General features: G+C 58.6%; 15 protein-coding genes. 6 read left to right on the top strand and 9 right to left on the bottom strand.

Annotated features, from left to right (window positions below; translation table 11 throughout):
- Positions 1 to 155: 155 nt before the first annotated feature.
- The 6 genes from urtB to FB593_RS21815 all read left to right on the top strand — a co-directional run bounded on the left by urtB (position 156) and on the right by FB593_RS21815 (position 6,231).
- Complete coding sequence (gene urtB, locus FB593_RS21840) at positions 156 to 1,049, top strand: urea ABC transporter permease subunit UrtB (RefSeq protein WP_003516990.1); 894 nt, start codon at positions 156 to 158, stop codon at positions 1,047 to 1,049.
- A 1-nt stretch (position 1,050) separates the two neighbouring features.
- Positions 1,051 to 2,190, top strand: coding sequence for an urea ABC transporter permease subunit UrtC (gene urtC, locus FB593_RS21835; RefSeq protein ID WP_013637551.1), 1,140 nt, complete (start codon positions 1,051 to 1,053; stop codon positions 2,188 to 2,190).
- 1 nt (position 2,191) lies between these two features.
- On the top strand, positions 2,192 to 2,941 hold the full coding sequence (gene urtD, locus FB593_RS21830) for an urea ABC transporter ATP-binding protein UrtD (protein WP_013637550.1): 750 nt from the start codon (positions 2,192 to 2,194) through the stop codon (positions 2,939 to 2,941).
- Positions 2,941 to 3,636 (top strand): urea ABC transporter ATP-binding subunit UrtE, encoded by a 696-nt coding sequence (urtE, locus tag FB593_RS21825; RefSeq protein WP_003516996.1) that lies wholly within the window; start codon positions 2,941 to 2,943, stop codon positions 3,634 to 3,636. Before urtD ends, urtE begins: the two co-directional genes overlap by 1 nt.
- A 24-nt stretch (positions 3,637 to 3,660) precedes the next feature.
- On the top strand, positions 3,661 to 5,412 hold the full coding sequence (locus FB593_RS21820) for a nitrilase-related carbon-nitrogen hydrolase (RefSeq protein ID WP_186447951.1): 1,752 nt from the start codon (positions 3,661 to 3,663) through the stop codon (positions 5,410 to 5,412).
- Positions 5,413 to 5,580: 168 nt separating this feature from the next.
- Entirely contained in the window at positions 5,581 to 6,231 is a 651-nt protein-coding gene (locus FB593_RS21815) for a LysE family translocator (RefSeq protein ID WP_038497287.1), read from the top strand.
- Between the two features lie 36 nt (positions 6,232 to 6,267).
- Here FB593_RS21815 and FB593_RS21810 read toward each other — a convergent pair whose 3' ends face one another.
- The 9 genes from FB593_RS21810 to FB593_RS21770 form a co-directional block, all read right to left on the bottom strand.
- A complete protein-coding gene (locus FB593_RS21810) occupies positions 6,268 to 6,465 on the bottom strand; it encodes a hypothetical protein (RefSeq protein WP_145166954.1) in 198 nt (65 codons plus the stop codon).
- 126 nt (positions 6,466 to 6,591) lie between these two features.
- The gene (locus FB593_RS21805) at positions 6,592 to 8,988 is read right to left on the bottom strand and encodes an aldehyde dehydrogenase family protein (RefSeq protein ID WP_186447950.1); all 2,397 of its coding nucleotides are present in this window, start codon (positions 8,986 to 8,988) and stop codon (positions 6,592 to 6,594) included.
- A gap of 10 nt (positions 8,989 to 8,998) precedes the next feature.
- On the bottom strand, positions 8,999 to 9,958 hold the full coding sequence (gene deoC / locus FB593_RS21800) for a deoxyribose-phosphate aldolase (RefSeq protein WP_145166953.1): 960 nt from the start codon (positions 9,956 to 9,958) through the stop codon (positions 8,999 to 9,001).
- A 19-nt stretch (positions 9,959 to 9,977) separates the two neighbouring features.
- Positions 9,978 to 10,916 (bottom strand): ribokinase, encoded by a 939-nt coding sequence (gene rbsK, locus FB593_RS21795; protein WP_003517003.1) that lies wholly within the window; start codon positions 10,914 to 10,916, stop codon positions 9,978 to 9,980.
- Between the two features lie 25 nt (positions 10,917 to 10,941).
- Positions 10,942 to 12,024, bottom strand: coding sequence for an aldose 1-epimerase family protein (locus tag FB593_RS21790; RefSeq protein ID WP_038497577.1), 1,083 nt, complete (start codon positions 12,022 to 12,024; stop codon positions 10,942 to 10,944).
- Positions 12,025 to 12,028: 4 nt separating this feature from the next.
- Positions 12,029 to 13,027, bottom strand: a complete 999-nt coding sequence (locus FB593_RS21785) for an ABC transporter permease (protein WP_145166952.1) — start codon at positions 13,025 to 13,027, stop codon at positions 12,029 to 12,031.
- A 14-nt stretch (positions 13,028 to 13,041) separates the two neighbouring features.
- Entirely contained in the window at positions 13,042 to 14,019 is a 978-nt protein-coding gene (locus tag FB593_RS21780) for an ABC transporter permease (RefSeq protein ID WP_003517007.1), read from the bottom strand.
- A gap of 13 nt (positions 14,020 to 14,032) precedes the next feature.
- Positions 14,033 to 15,532 (bottom strand): sugar ABC transporter ATP-binding protein, encoded by a 1,500-nt coding sequence (locus FB593_RS21775; RefSeq protein WP_065662796.1) that lies wholly within the window; start codon positions 15,530 to 15,532, stop codon positions 14,033 to 14,035.
- A 71-nt stretch (positions 15,533 to 15,603) separates the two neighbouring features.
- A complete protein-coding gene (locus FB593_RS21770) occupies positions 15,604 to 16,650 on the bottom strand; it encodes an autoinducer 2 ABC transporter substrate-binding protein (RefSeq protein WP_003517012.1) in 1,047 nt (348 codons plus the stop codon).
- Positions 16,651 to 16,879 lie beyond the last annotated feature (229 nt).

Here is a 16,879-nt window from a genome sequence, read left to right as displayed (position 1 = left end):
CCTTCTTTCCGCGTCCTCCCGCCAGCCATGCCTGGCGGGACCATGTCTCGGCAAGGCGGATCTGCGTTTTTTCCTCTGCTCGGTGCCAACCCGATTTTGGGGCAGGCAAGGAGCAGGACAAAGTCTGGTCCGCCCTTCTCACGAACGGTGGCGTTATGCTCGACATTCTCTTTATCGGCCTCAGTCTCGGCTCAATCCTTCTTCTGGTGGCACTCGGTCTTGCCATCACCTACGGCGCCATGGGCGTCATCAACATGGCCCACGGCGAAATGGTCATGATCGGTGCCTACGTCGCCGTCCTCTCGGGCATCTGGCTGAAAACAGGCCTTCTGTTCGCAATTCCCCTGGCTTTTGTCGTGACCGCCCTGCTCGGCCTGGTGATCGAGCGGGTGGTGGTGCGCAGGCTCTACGGCCGCCTGCTCGACACGCTTCTTGCCACCTGGGGCATTGCCATCCTTTTGCAGCAGGCCGTAAGGCTCGAATTCGGCCTCAGCTTTTTCGGCATTCATATCGAGGGCCTGGGAGCCGGACTGCAAAACGTCGCCGTGCCTTCGTATCTGCAGGGCACCTTCAGGTTCGCCGGCGCCGACATCAACGCGTATCGCACCTTCATCATCGCGGTGACGGCCTCGTTGACGCTGGCGACATGGTTCATTCTCTACCGAACGACAGCGGGCATGCAGGTGCGCGCCATCATTCGTAATCCAAAAATGGCTGCCGCTTGCGGCATCGATGTGAAACGCATCAATGCCCTGACTTTCGCCTTCGGTTCCGGCCTTGCGGGCGTCGCCGGCGTAATGATGTCCGGCTTCAAGACCGTTTTCCCCGACATGGGCACGACGATGGTCGTCGACGGTTTCATGGTGGTGGTAACGGGCGGGGTCGGCAGCCTTTTCGGCACGGCCCTGTCGTCAGGGCTTCTGGGCGAAATCAATGCGCTGGTGGCGATTGGAACGAACGACATTCTGGCGCGCGCCGTCGTCTTCGGGGTCGTCATCCTCGTCATTCTCGTCAAGCCCAGCGGGCTATTCTCGTTCAAGGGGCGCTAACATGAGCATCGAACGAAAATTCCAGATCGCCGCCTATGTGCTTTTCATCGCGGTGATTTTTGCAGCGCCGGTTTTCGGTGACGAATTCTGGCTGAACCGCATTTCGAAATATCTGGTCTACGGCATGCTCGGCGTCGCCATTGCGCTCACATGGGGATATGCCGGCATTCTCAATCTCGGCCAGGGGCTGTTTTTTGGCCTGGGCGCCTACATGCTCGCCATGTCGCTGAAACTGTCGAGCCTGACCAGTCTGCAACAGGGCTCCGACAGGCCGGTTCCGGATTTCATGCTGTGGAATGCCGAGCCCGGCGCGCCGACGGAACTTTGCTGTATCAACAAGGGCTCCTTCCTCTGGCTTCCGTTTCAGAGCCAGTCCGTAGGTCTCGTGCTTGGCATCGTGCTTCCCGTCGTGATCGCCGGGGCACTCGGAATGCTGGTTTTCCGCAAGCGCATTTCCGGTGTCTTTGTCTCGATTATCACCCTGGCGCTTGTTCTGCTTGTGCGTCTCGTCATGGTCGATGCGCAACCGGTGACGAACGGCTTCAACGGCCTGACCGATCTTGGCTGGCTGACGATCGGCGGCATCGAATTCGACCCCTACAGCCGGGCAACCTACTATCTGTGCGCCGCATGCCTGTCCCTGACGCTCATCGGCGCGCGTCTCATCGTGGAGACCCGTGCAGGCATGATCCTACAGGCGATCCGTGACGATCAGCTTCGCGCCCGCTATCTTGGCTTCGACGTCTCGCTTTACCAGGTGTTCTTCTTTGTCATTTCTGCAGGCATCGCCGGCGTTGCCGGCATGCTCTATGTGGTCGTCGCGGAGTTCGCCTCGCCGACCTTCATGGACCTGTCTTTCTCGGTGACGATGGTCGTCTGGGCTGCCGTCGGCGGCCGTTCCTCCCTGCTCGGCGCCTGCATCGGCGCGATCCTGATCAACATGATCGAGGCCGAGGTCAGCGAGACCGAAGCGCTGGTCGAGGCCTGGAAAGCGATCATCGGCCTCATCTTCGTCCTTGTCGTCCTGTTCATGCCGCGGGGCCTTGGCGGCGTCGCGCACGATGTGCTGCGGCAGTTTATCCGCCGTGTCAAACCAGGCCCGGCATCCTCATCATTACAGCAACAAAGCGAGGCATTGTAATATGAGTGCAATCGCATTGACCATCGACGGTCTCAGCGTCGATTTTGGCGGATTCAGAGCCGTCAACAATGTCAGCATTACCGTTCGCGATGGCGAGTTGCGTGTGTTGCTCGGCGCAAATGGCGCCGGAAAGACAACTTTGATGGACCTAGTCAGCGGCAAGACCCGCAGCACAAAAGGCAGGGTCTTCGTCTACGACACAGACATCACCAACTGGCCGGAACACAAGATCGCCCGCGCCGGGATCGGTCGAAAATTCCAGATCCCCAGCATTTTTCGCGATCTCACCGTGCGGCAGAATCTGGAGGTGGCCAATTGCCGCAATCCATCGGTGTTTGCCAATCTCCGGTTTGGATTTTCGCGCGCCGAAGCCAAACGCGTCGATGAGGTACTCGCCCTCACCGGCCTCGAAGCGGAGGAGAATGTGACTGCGGCTTATCTCAGTCATGGCCAGACGCAATGGCTGGAACTGGGCATGCTCATCGTCCAGGATCCCAAGGTTGTTCTGCTGGACGAGCCGACGGCGGGCATGACCCAGGCCGAAACGCGCAAGACGGCCCAGATCATCAAAAATCTCAAAGGCCGCCACACCATCCTCGTCGTCGAGCACGACATGGGGTTCGTCCGTGAAATCGCCGAACGCATCACCGTTCTGCATCTGGGAGAGGTTCTCGCCGAAGGAAGCGTCGGGGATATCGAGAGCAATCCGAAGGTCCGCGAGGCCTATCTCGGTTCGAAAGGAATATCCTGATGCTGACATTGAAAAACGTACACAGCTACTACGGCCGCAGCCATATCCTGCACGGCGTCACGCTTGATATCCCGGCGGGAAAGGTAACCAGCATTCTTGGCCGCAACGGTACGGGCAAGACGACCCTGTTGAAAACCCTGATGGCGCTGACCGACCGTATGACGGGCGAGATGCATCTGCAGGGGAAAGACATAGGCTCATCTTCGACGCATATGAGGGCACGGGCCGGGATCGCCTATGTCCCCCAGGGCCGGGAAATCATTCCCGATTTCACCATCCGCGAGAACATCCTGATGGGCGCCTTTGCGCGCACCGATCGCAAACGCGAAATTCCGGCACTGGTGCCGGAGCTTTTTCCATACCTGATGGCCAACCTCGATCGGCCCGGCGGTGTGCTTTCGGGCGGCCAGCAACAGCAGCTCGCCATCGCCCGCGCACTGGCCGCGGATCCGAAGGTACTGCTTCTCGATGAACCCAATGAAGGCATCCAGCCCTCGATCGTCGAGGAGATTGAAAAGATCATCATCCGGCTCAATCGGGAGATCGGCATGACGATCATCCTCGTCGAGCAGAACGTCGCATTTGCGCGGCATGCCTCTCACCACTTCGCCATGCTGGAGAAGGGAGGTGTGGTCGCGGCCGGCGCCATCGACGCGCTCTCCGACGCGCTGGTTCATAGGCATATGGCTGTTTGAAAAGACGCATCCTTTCATGAGACAATGGGAACAATCATGACACCGACACAAAGCTACACCGCCGCCGCTATCCAGTTCGAACCGACCATGTTCGAAAAGGCGCGCAATATCAGCCGGCTGGGCGCCCTTTGCGAGGAAGCGGCGCAGGCCGGCGCCCGCCTGATCGTCACCCCCGAAATGGGGACGACAGGCTATTGCTGGTTCGACAGGGCCGAAGTGAAGCCCTTCGTCGAGGCGATCCCCGGACCGACCACCGATGTTTTCCAGGCGATTGCCCGCAAACACCGCTGCTATATCGTCGTGGGCATGCCGGAAGTCGATCCGGAGAGCGATCTCTATTACAATACGGCAGTTCTGATCGGTCCGGATGGCATCGTTGGTCGGCACCGCAAGTCGCATCCCTATATCGCCGAACCCAAATGGGCCGCAAATGGCGACATCGTGCACGAGGTCTTCGAAACGGAGATCGGACGTATTTCAATGCTGGTGTGCATGGATCTGCACTTCTTCGAGACAGCGCGGCTGGAGGCTCTGGCCGGTGCCGACATCATATGCCACATCTCCAACTGGCTACAGGAGCGCGCGCCCGCTCCCTACTGGATCAACCGCGCCTTCGAAAATGCCTGCTATGTCATCGAAAGTAATCGGTGGGGTCTGGAAAGAACCGTGCAGTTTTCCGGGGGAAGTTGCCTGATCGAGCCCGACGGAACGGTTGCCGCATCCATCGACACAGGCGACGGAATTGCCTATGGCAAGGTCGATCTTGCCCGTGCCCGTCGCCGCGAGGTCTTAAGCGAACCGGTCTTCAAGACGCGCCGGCCCGAGCTCTACATGAACATGATGACCAACAGTTTCACCTGGAACCCTGGCGATTATTTCCGCCTCTATGGCTATCAGCCAATCCCGCGCGGACGCAGATCGCGTGCAGCCGTTGCCCAGTTCGCGCCAACCTCGGTCATTGCAGACAATATTGCCCACATAACAAGGCTCGCAAACGAGGCTAAGGCGACAACGGCGCCGGACATTCTGGTGTTCCCGGAACTGTCGCTGACCGGACTTGAGGCCCCGCAAACGCGGGCGGAGCCGCTGTCTGGTCCAACCGTATCCGCCTTCGTTCGTCTGGCCATGAAGCTCGGCTTTTATCTCGTCGCCGGATTTGCCGAAGCGGACGAAGACAGGATCTATAACAGCGTGGTGCTTGCAGGGCCGGAGGGGCTGGTCGGCAGCTATCGCAAGACGCATCTGGGTGTCGCCGACAGTTGGGCAACGGCCGGCGACGAATGGAAAATCTACGACCTTGCCATTGGCCGGGTGGGCCTGGCGATTGGCCACGACGCGCTTTATCCGGAAGCCATCCGTTCGCTTTCACTCATGGGATGCGATCTTGTTGCCTGCCCTTCGGCGATCGCCGGCACCTTCACCGGCAGCCATGGCGGTACGAAAATCCCGCACAACTATCCGATCCCAAAGGGCGCCGATCCCTACCACTGGCATGCGCTACGCGTGCGCGGCGGCGAGAACAACGTCTATTTCGCCTTCGCCAATGTGCTGGACCAGGAAAAGGGTTATCTGGGCAAGAGTGCGGTGTTCGGGCCGGATTCCTTTGCTTTTCCACGTCAGGAATCGGCGATCCTGGATGAGGAAGGGATTGCCGCTGCGGCTGTCGATACCACCAATCTCGACACGCCATACCCGACGAACATCGTCCGGCGAAAAGACCTTGTCGTCATGCGTCAGCCGCATCACTATCAGCCTCTCGTCAAATGGCATCAGTAGAAGGCGGCACAATGTCGACGTCTTTCAGGTTATATCGGCTCATGTGAACCCCGAACCAGGAATCGGCGCGACGTGAAACCATAAAAGTGTCAAGCCGCAGACGACGATATGGCATTGGAGCAAGCCCAATGCTATCGTTCGTGCAATATAAAACGGGGCAAGACAATCATGGATTTGGTAATTCCCAGCGCAACAAATCTCAGCCTGTTCGTCAGCGCTACACTGGTGCTGCTTCTCGTGCCGGGACCGGCAGTTCTCTACATCTTCGCGCGCTCGGTCGAGCAGGGTCGCTCTGCGGGGCTCGTTTCAATCCTTGGCATCCATACGGCCACGCTTGTGCATGTCGCCGCTGCCGCTGTCGGGTTGTCGGCGCTCCTGGCATCATCCGCGCTCGCCTTCAGCGTCGTAAAGTATGCCGGCGCGGCCTATCTGATCTGGCTTGGCCTCAAAAAGCTTTTCGGCCCCTCGGATATTCCCGGCGTCGAGGGCGATTTACCGACACGGAGCCGCATGCGCCTCTTTCGTGAAGGCTTTATCGTTAATCTCCTCAATCCGAAGACCGCACTATTCTTTCTGGCTTTCTTGCCGCAGTTCGTTGAGGTCAACCGTGGCCATGTGGCTATGCAGATCGCTTTTCTCGGGTTTGTTTACACAGCGATTGGCGTTCTGACGGACAGCTCTTACGCACTTGCCGCCGGCACGGCCGGCAAGTGGCTGAAGCGCAGTCCCGCGTACCTGAAGGCTGAACGCTGGGTCAGTGGTTTCGTGTATATCGGTCTTGGCTTGACGGCCGCTTTTGCCGGCAATCAGAAGAAATAGGCCATCCTGTTGTACCTCGGGACTCGCCCTGAACGGCTAGCCTATTGGAGAAAACGGGGCGTCCCTTTTGTTCGATTTTTTGTCGGCGTCGCTTTCAAATGAGATTTCGTAGCGAGCCGCGATTGGCTGTGGCGCCAGATCGGCGCCAAGGCCGTGAGCGATCTTTACTAAATTGACGGTTTTAAACCGTTCATTAGCTTGCTCGTTCCGCTCGAAACCCAGAAGTTGCGCCAATGACGTTCCCAGGTTGACCAACAGGGCAAAGATGCGGTTGCAGCAATTAGTAAAACTCAAAAAACCTACGGAGACCGTTGGCCTCCGTAAGCCATTTTGTCAGTTGTCGCCCGTGCACAATGCCGGTCAGGCTCCGTATGGCACCCAAATGTTCTTCACCTGGATCGCCCTGCGCAGATAATCACGACCCTGCGCTTCGGTGCGATTTAGCCAATCGGGCTGACGGCCATTATTGACCCAGGTGGCCTTCAGGTTGCCCGCAGAAGCCCGCTCGACCATCGCGCTTCCCTCGGTCGAGCCGAAATACCAGACAGCCGCAACGTCATCATGCTCGGCCAGTGTCTTTGCAAGCAGATCGCTTTCGCCGGTCACAATGTTGATGACCCCGCCGGGCATATCCGACGTGTCCAGCACCTGGTAGAAATCACCGGCAATCAATGGATGGCGAGACGACGGGACCACCACGACGCGATTACCCATGGCGATTGCAGGCAGCACCAGCGACACCAGCGACAGGAGGGGTGCCTCATCGGGGCAAATGATCCCGACGATGCCCCAGGGCTCGTTCATGGCAAGCGTGACGTGACGTGACTTGGTGGAGTGCACGGCGCCATCGAACTTGTCTGCCTGGGCGGCATAATAGGAAATACGGCGCAGAGATGCGTCGACTTCGTCCTTCGCCTTCTTTTCGCTGACACCGGTGCTATCGATGATGCGGGCGACAAATTCGTCACGGCGTGCATCAAGGTTCTCTGCAAGATAATAGAGCACTTGAGCACGGTTATGGGCGGTTGCGGAACTCCAGCTGCCTGCCTTGGACGCTGCTTCCACAGCATTGCGGATGTCCTTGCGGCTGCCTATTCCGGCCATGCCAATCACGGTGTTGCCCTTGCCGGTCACCGAATAACTGTAGCCACCGTCGGGGCGGGCTTGTTTGCCGCCGATGTAGTTCTTCATGGTTCGATCAAGGCCATCGATCGCCATCTTGCTGTCAGCGTTCGGCAATGCAGATGGCGTGAAGGCTTCAGCGGGCTTTGTGACCGGCAGGCTCTTTTCCCAGTCTGCCACCAGATATTCGTAAAGCCCCTCGCGCGCACCTTCGCGACCGAAGCCACTTTCGCGGTAGCCGCCAAAACCTGCACCGGCATCGAGCATGTTGGTGCAGTTGATCCAGACCACACCTGCCTTGACGCGGGCGGCCAGATCAAGCGCGACATTGATGTTTTCCGACCAGATGGAGGCGGCAAGGCCGTAACGGGTATTGTTGGCCAGCGAAACGGCTTCATCCGGCGTGCGGAAGGTGGTCGCCGCAGCGATCGGGCCAAAGATTTCCACCTGGCAAACCGTCGATGCCTGATCGACTTCGGTGAAGAAGCCGGGAGCGACGAAATTGCCGGTGGCCGGCAACGGGTTGGAACTCTGCCAAAGTTCACCGCCCTCTTCCACGCCCTTGCGTACCAGATCCGTGATGCGTTTCACCTGCGTGGCCGAAACAATCGCGCCGACATCGGTCGACTTGTCGAGCGGATCGCCGACCCGCAGGGTTTCCAACCGCTTTTTCAGCCGTGCATAAAATTTATCGGCAATACCTTCCTGCACCAGCAGGCGGGAACCGGCGCAGCAGACTTCGCCCTGATTGAACCAGATCGCGTCAACAACACCTTCAACCGCCGCATCGAGATCTGCATCCTCGAAAACGATGAATGGTGACTTGCCACCCAGTTCCAGCGACAGCTTTTTGCCGGAGCCGGCAATCTGCTCGCGAATAACGCGACCGACCTTGGTGGAGCCGGTGAAGGCAACCTTGTCGATGCCGTCATGGCCGCAGACTGCAGCGCCTGTCGAGCCATCGCCCTGCACGATGTTGACGACACCGGCGGGAAGGCCGACCTCGTGGCAGATTTCCGCAAAGGCGACAGCGGTCAGCGGTGTCAGGTCTGCAGGCTTAAGTACCACGGTATTGCCGGCAGCAAGCGCCGGCGCAATCTTCCAGGCCAACATCAGCAGAGGGAAATTCCACGGGATCACCTGACCGCAAACACCGACCGGCGAGAAACCACGGAACTCGTCTTCCACCATTTCGGCCCATCCGGCATGATGGTAAAAATGGCGGGCGACGAGTGGGATGTCGATATCGCGTGTTTCGCGAACCGGCTTGCCGTTATCCATCGTTTCCAGAACGGACAGGAAGCGCTCGCGCTTCTGTACATGTCGGGCAATGGCATAGAGGTAACGAGCGCGCTCGTGACCCGACAGCTTCGACCATTTTGCGAAGGCCGTGCGGGCGGCCTTGACCGCCTGATCGACGTCTTCCTCATTGCCGCGAATGATTTCCGCCAGCTTATCCCCGTTTGCGGGGTTTGAGACGGAAATGGTCTCGCGGCCCTCCAGAGAAACGAACCGGCCGTTGATATAATGTCCGAACGAGCGTCCATGCGCGTCGAGCCACTGTTTCACATCACCATTGGCCTCGGGAGAAGGTCCATATTCCATGGTTTCCAAAATGTCCTTGATGGGTCGCATTTTTCAGTCCTTATGCGGCAGCGTGATGGTGAGCGCTGGAATAGCGACCGGTTACGAAATGTTCGAGCTGCCGCTCGATATCGCCAAGCATCGAGCTGGCGCCGATGCGGAACAGGTCCGGTTCCAACCAGCGATTGCCCAGCTCCTCCTTCATCAGCGTCAGCCATGACAACGCGTCCTTCGCTGTCTTCAACCCGCCTGCAGGCTTGAAGCCGACCATCTGGCCAGTCAGTTCGCCGTAGTCGCGCAGCGCGCGCACCATGGTGAGACTGACCGGCAGAGTGGCGTTGACCTCCTCTTTGCCGGTCGAGGTCTTGATGAAGTCCGACCCCGCCTGCATCGCCACCATCGAGGCGCGATAGACATTGGTCAGCGTATTGAGATCACCCGTCGCCAGGATAGCCTTCATATGGGCGTCGCCACAGGCTTCACGCATCGCGGCGATCTCATCATAAAGTGCGGTCCAGTTCTGCGTCAGAACGAACTCGCGAGTAATAACGATATCGATCTCCTTAGCGCCCTGCTCGACGGCATAGCGGATTTCTGCCAGCCGCTGCGGTAGCGGAGTTAGGCCGGAGGGAAAGCCCGTCGCCACCGATGCGACCGGAATAGTCGTGCCTTCCAGTGCCTTGACGGCATGGGGCACCATGGTCGGATAGACGCAGACGGCACCGGTTGTGATACCGGCGTCCGCAAGACCGAGTGCCTCGAGAATGTCGTCCCGAACCGGGCGTCGCGCTTTCGCACACAGGCGGCGTACGCGACCGGCCGTGTCGTCGCCGGACAGCGTTGTCAGATCGATGCAGGTAATCGCCTTGATCTGCCAGGCAACCTGATATTCCTTCTTGACCGAGCGCCGGGTGGTGATTGTTGCTGCCCGCCGTTCAGAGGCACTGCGATTGACCGATACATCTTCAAACCATTCCGGTTTGAGAGCCGTGCCGTTGTTTCTGGGGAATGCTTCGCTCATTTTCTGTCCATTCTTCTGGTCAGGCTGCGGCATGGTCATGTTCGCGGCAGAATGCCTCGAACTCTTCGATGCTGGCGTAGGCCTTCTGTGTTCCGGGACGGGTGATGGAATGCGCCGCATAGAGAGATGCCTTCTTCAGTGAGGACACGACCTCTCCCGTTTCGGCATAAAAGCGGGCAAAGGAGCCAATAAAGGCGTCGCCAGCGCCGGTGGTGTCTTTCGGCGTTACCTTGACGGGCTCGATATTGACGATCTCATCTGACGTAATTACGCGCGCGCCACGTCCGCCCAGCGTCACGATGACGGTACGGATACCGCGTGCGATCAGGGAACGGGCGGCAGTGATGATTGCTTCGTCGGTCTCGGTCGGCAAGCCGGACAGTAATGCCAGCTCGCTCTCGTTCGGAACGAGGAACGTTACCTGGCGAATACGCTCCGGATCGAGATTGGCAGCGGCGGGCGCAGGATTGAGGATCGTCTCGATACCGTTTTGGGCCGCAAGTTCGATGGTGTGATAGACTGTCTCAACCGGCACTTCCATCTGCATGAGGATCAGACCGCACTGTTTCAGATCGGCGGCCGCCTTGTCGACCTCTGCCGGCAGAAGATCGGCATTGGCGCCCTTGACGATGAGGATCGAATTCTCGCCCGACTGCTCGACGAAAATCGGCGCGACGCCACTGGACTTGCCGGCAACCTTCACCACGTGACGCGTATCCACGCCGAAGCTCTCGAGATTGCGAATGGTATTGTCGCCGAAGACATCGTCACCGACCCGGGTGACCATCATGACATCAGCGCCAAGACGCGCCGCAGCCACCGCCTGATTGGCGCCCTTGCCGCCGCAACCCATTTCGAAGGCGGGAGCTTCGAGCGTCTCGCCCGGTCCGGGCATACGGTTCACATAGGTGATAAGGTCGACCATGTTGGAGCCTACGACCCCGATTTTCTTGCTCATGCCGAAATTCCCTGGATATCCTGTTTCAAAGGGCGCTGATCCTGGCGCCGAACTGATCGGCGGCAGCGCAATCGAGATAGCCGAGCCGTACCGGAAACGCCCTGCGTTCGCCCGGTGCCAGGCTCTGCACGTTGTTCTTGGCCTTCTCCGCCAGATAGCCCTCCGGCTCGCAGGTCGACGGCAGGGCAAATGCGGCAACTTGCGAATCCCCATTGACCAGGATCCAGCGCACCGTCTTCGGGAAGGCGGCAAGCGGATAGGAGATGGCGAAGCCATCGCCCTCACGCCGCTGCATCATCAGATGCGTAAGCCCCTCGCCGTCCGTCGGCAGGCCGTTAATGTAAAACACCTGTTCGGGGTCGTAACGTTGCGGCTCGTTAAGCACTTCCATGGCTGAAGGCTGCTTTGCCAGCGTCTCCAGCAGGGAAAGATAATCGGGGTTTGGCGTCACATGGCCGGGCACGGCCGTGCGCACCTTCACCTGCTCCGGCGTATACGGCACGGGCTGAACGATGCGTGCACCCTCGGCATAAGCAAAGTTCACATGGCACATATACATGAGGTCCATGGGCGCTGATGACAGGTTCTGGATATCCATGACCATGTCAAAAAGCGTGTCTTCAGCGTGCAAAGTCACGCTGGGGCGGGCGAGATAATTGGCGCCGAAGCCCATGACATATTCAACTTCGCCTGTTACCCGAACATAGGCGCCGCGCGCGTCGTGGCCGACGACAAAACCGGCCTTGTCCATGGCGGCACAGGGCATTTCACCATGCAGGGGGTGATTGTCCTGCGGCGACGGGCAACCATTGCGCAGCATGCCACTGTGGAATGCAAAACACCCATAGGTCTCGACGATTGAACCTGCCGGTCGTGGCATGGCAAAGCGGCTTCCCATGGTCAGGTCGACGCCGTTGAACGCCACGCTCCAGATCATCTGACCCATGAAGGGCAAGATAACGATCCGGCCGTGGCGATTGTCTAACTGCAGCGCCTCGATGCCGGTAGGATACCGGAAGGCTGTAATCTGCAACCCGCCCGTTGCCGCCAGAAGATGCGGGACGTCTGTAAAGTCCTGCCTGCGGAGATGAAATTCCGTCGCCTGCATGAGATCACCTGCCGGGGTTGCGCCACGCATTGATGGCGATGACGAGAATGAGGAATGCCCCCCAGATGAAGTCGATAAGGTGGTTGGAGAACCGCATCATCTGGAAGCCGGAGGAAAGCAGCATGAGGGCGATCAGCGCGATGGCGATGCCAAGAACCCGCCCCTTCCCGCCTGCGGGTTTGGTGCCGCCAAGTACCGCGATCAGCACCGCCTGCAACAGATAGGAGGCACCGTAGTCGGATTTCGCTGCGTTGGTTCGGCCGGACAGAATGATCCCCGCCAGTGACGCCAGAACGCCGGTCAGCATGTAGGAATACAGCATCATGCGATCTTTGCGGATACCGGCAAACACCGCTGCCCGCGGATTGGTCCCGATCAGCATCAGGTTGATGCCAAGCGTCGAGCGCGTCAGCAGGATAGCCACGATGATGCACACGGCGACGAACAGCAGGAACGGAGTCGCGATGCCGAAGATTTTACCGTTACCGATCCAGTTCCATGCATCGGGAAAACCGACGATTGCCGGCCCGCCGGTCATCACCAGTGCCAGTCCCATCAAGACCTGGCCTGTGCCAAGCGTCGCAAGGATTGGCGTAATGCGCAGTTTAGCGACCAGCAGGCCGTTGACCAAACCGGCCAGCAAGCCGACTGCCATGGCGAGCAGGATGCCAAGACCGGTGTAGAACACCATGCCCGACGTAGAGGATTGCCCTGCCTGAACCATGGTGGAATGGAAATAGACGCCGGCGATGATACCCGCCAGATTGGCAATCCCCACCACGGAAAGATCGATGCCGCCGGTCAGCATGGCGATCATCATGGCGATGGAGAGGATCCCCAGTTCGGGCATGATATAGCTGATGGACTCGAAGTTGTAATAATTCAGGAACTTGCCGGGGTTCATCCAGGTCATCAGCGCGAAGACGATGACGGTGATCACAAGTAGCTGAAGGATGTTGTTGTCGTTGCCGAGAAGCCGGCGCATATCGAACGAATTTTTCATGATGCGCTCTCCCGTTACGCTATGCTTTTGCGATCGCGCCATGCGGTGATGGCGGTGGCGACGATGATGATCAGGCCGACAACGACGCGCTGCCAGGTGGTGTCCACCTTCATGATGATCAGTGAGTTTTTGACCATCACCAGCATGAACACGCCCATCAAGGTGCCGAGAACCGTGCCGCGTCCTCCAAAGATCGATGCCCCGCCCAGAACCACGGCCGCTATCACGTCGAGTTCGAGACCGACAAAGTCACGCGGGTTGGCAAGCCAGATCATCGATGAGTGCAGCAGCCCTGAGAAACCTGCCAGCGCACCGGCAACGCAATAGACAAAGAAGATCGTCGCGCCCGTATTGAAGCCAACGCGCTTGGCCGCTTCGGGCGAGCCGCCATAGGCATAAACACTGCGCCCGATCATGGTGTAGGTGAGGACGAGATGGATAACCAATGCCAGACCCATATAGACCACAAACATCGCGGTCAGGCCGAAAGTCGATCCCGTTGCCGACGTCAGCGAGATGACGTCGGTTTTGCCGAACCCGATCAGTTCCTTTGGCATCTTGTTGATGTTGACGATGCTGGTGCCGACGAGGCCGAGAACCAGACCGCGCACGATCGATCCGGTTCCAAGCGTCACTATCAGCGGGATCATCCTAAAACGGTGGATAATGAAACCGTTGAACGCACCAAGAGCCAGGCCAATCAGCGTTGCCGCAACGAAGGGAACGAGCACGCCGTCATAACCGAGATAGACCATGGCGCGCACAGTCAGATACATCGCTGCGATGGCGAAGGCCGTGAACGAAACATCGATACCGCCCGAAATCATCACCAGCAGGACGCCGAGCGCCATAATGCCGATCACGACATTGGAACGCAGCAGCCCGAAAATGTTGTCCAGCGACCAGAATGCCGGGTTGATAGTACCAATAATGACCATGGCCGCCAGCAAGACGCCGGCTATAATAAACTCTGTGCTTCTGAAGAATTTCATGTTTTGCGGCCCCTCAATTCAGCGTCTTGAGCCGGTCATTAACGGCGTCTTCGGTCATGCCTTCTCCGGACAATTCGTCAACGAAACGGCCGCGGTGCATAACCACCACGCGATTGCAGTTCTGCACCAGTTCCGGGACATCGTCGGAAATCATCAGCACGGACAGGCCTTCCTTTTCGGCCAGTTTGCGGATGATGTTATGAATCTGTGCTTTGGAACCAACATCGACACCGACGGTCGGGCCGTTCAGGATCAGCACTTTGGCGCCCGTCAGCAGCCAGCGGGCCAGAACCACGCGCTGTGCGTTGCCGCCGGACAGATGGTTGACCGGCGTGTGCGGTCCCGGCGCCACGATCTGCATGGCCGAGAACATATCGCGGGTCGTTTCGTCGGCCTTTTTACGATTGATGAAGAGACCACGGACAAATTTCTCAATCGACGTGACAATGATGTTGCGCTCGATCGATTGTGTCAGGAATAGCCCCTCGGTCAGGCGGTCCTCCGGAACATAAGCGACACCGCAGGCAATACCTTCCTGAACGGTCCTCGGGTGAACCTCGCGGCCTGCAAGGCGCACTGAACCTGTAAAGTCAGGGCGCATGCCAAACAGCGCCAGTGCAAGTTCGGTACGACCCGAACCGATCAAGCCCGAAATACCGACGATTTCGCCCGACCTCAGCGTCAGGTCGGCATTTTCCACCGAACCCGGAACCGAGAGATTGCGCACTTCCAGCACCGGCATGTCGGCGCCCTCCCGAGGAGCCCACTGGTAGCTGTGGGCGGTCAGTTCCTGCCCCGTCATCGCGCGTGTGATTGCCGGCTCGTCGAATTCGGCAATCGGTCCTTCGGCAACCTTCTTGCCGTTGCGGAAAACGGTCAGGCGCTCGCTGATTTCGAGCATCTCGCGCATCTTGTGGCTGACAAAGAGAACGGCAATGCCCTGCGCCTGAATATCGCGCACGATCTTGAACAGGGCATCGACCTCGTGGCGCGTTAGCGCCGTCGTCGGCTCATCCATGATGATCAGGCGCGCATCGGCCATGAGAGCGCGGGCGATCGCCACGATCTGCTTGCCCGACGTGGGCAGGCTTTCGACATCCGCATCAAGATCGATGCTCACGCCGAGGCGGTCCAACGCCTTTTGAGCCAGCTGACGAACCTGTCGCCAGTCGACCGTCTTGCGGCCTTCCATCAGGAAGGTATTGATCGCCAGGTTTTCGGCGACCGTCAGGTTACCGAACAGCGAAAAATCCTGGTAGATCACCTGAATACCGTGGTGAACGGATTTTACCGGATCGAGTTTGCCAACAGGCTTCCCGTCGATCAGAATCTCGCCGTCCTCGGGCGTGTAAACCCCGGACATGATTTTGATGACGGTGGATTTACCGGAACCGTTTTCACCGGCAAGGCAATGGATTTCTCCCGGGCGAATGCTCAGCGACACGTCGTCGAGCGCCTTCACGCCGCCAAACCGCTTGCCGATATGGCGCAGCTCGATCAGATTTTCAGTCATAATGGCCTCGTGCAAGGCTGGAAAACACGGGGTGTAAGGAGAGAGGGTTGCCCCTCCCTCCGTGGTGCGGATCAGAAGTCGTACTTGTCCATGTTTTCTTTGGTCACGCCGACCCAACCTGCGCCATAGAGCAGATGTGGCTTGGAGGCGTCAGGAACCAGCAGGCTTTCGTAACCGGGCAGGCCCATATTCAGGCCGGCCTTGATCTGCTCGTTCTTCTTCTCGAGAACCGCGACAGCCAACATGTTCATGGCATAACCGGCAACGGCCGGATCCCAGAACTGAATGTACTGGATGTTATCGTTCTTGATGTATTCGCCGGCAACGGAAACCAGGCCCGTGCCCGAGAAGAAGACCTTGCCCGACAGACCGCCTTCGGCGATCAGGCGACCCGCGCCTGCCGATGTCGGCATCGGCGCGCCGAGAATCCCGGTGATATCAGGATAGGCGGTCATCGCTTCCTTGAGTTTGGTATAGTCGGTATTGGCGTCGTCATAGGTTTCCAGCCGCTCGGTCGCCTGCGACATTTCCGGGAAGTTGGCCTTCTGGTACTCGACGGCGCCATCGATCCATTCCATCTGCGACTTGGACGTCAGACTGCCAACGGTGGCGACATATTTGCCCTTGCCGCCCATGGATTTGCCGAGCTCCTTCATCAGGTTCGCGCCATAGGCCTTGTTGTCGAAGGCTTCGATGTCGAAATCGACGTTCTGGATATTGGAAGCCTCATGGCTGATAACGACAATGCCGCGATCGCGGGCTTTCTTGAGCACCGGTTCCACCGCTTCCACCGAGAACGGCACGATGGCGATGGCGTCAACGCCCTGCGCGATGAGATTTTCAACAATCTGTACCTGGGCGGCGGCATCGGCCTGACTTGGGCCAACCATCCAGACATCGTTTCCGGTATCGCCCTTGAACTGCTCGACGCCATCGCGCATCCGGTCAAACCACGCGATGCCATCCACCTTCACGACGGTCGCAATGGTGTATTTCTTGCCACTCGCCGCGGTTATCAATTCCTTGTTGACCTTCGATGTATCGACGGCGCTCTGCGCAAAGACAGCCGACGCCGAAAGCGTGGCAGCAAGCGCGATGGTTGCGAAAATCTTGTTCACGGATAACTCCTCCCTTTGAAACTGCACTGTGCCGGACCCATTCCAGTCGCAGCACCCGACAATGGTCGATCCCTAACGCCGGTATCCGCTCCTCACGCGTCCGACGCCTCCTCATTCTCCGGGAAAAGGCTTCCCACGCCCCGGTAGATGGACCACGATGTGACCCAGAAACCTGTTGTCTTCCTCTCCCGATAATGCGAACTATTATGATACAATCCGATCATTATGT

Origin of the sequence: Rhizobium sp. SJZ105 (assembly GCF_007828365.1) — a bacterium.
GTDB lineage: Bacteria > Pseudomonadota > Alphaproteobacteria > Rhizobiales > Rhizobiaceae > Agrobacterium > Agrobacterium tumefaciens.
This window is presented reverse-complemented; position numbering and strand designations above follow the sequence as displayed.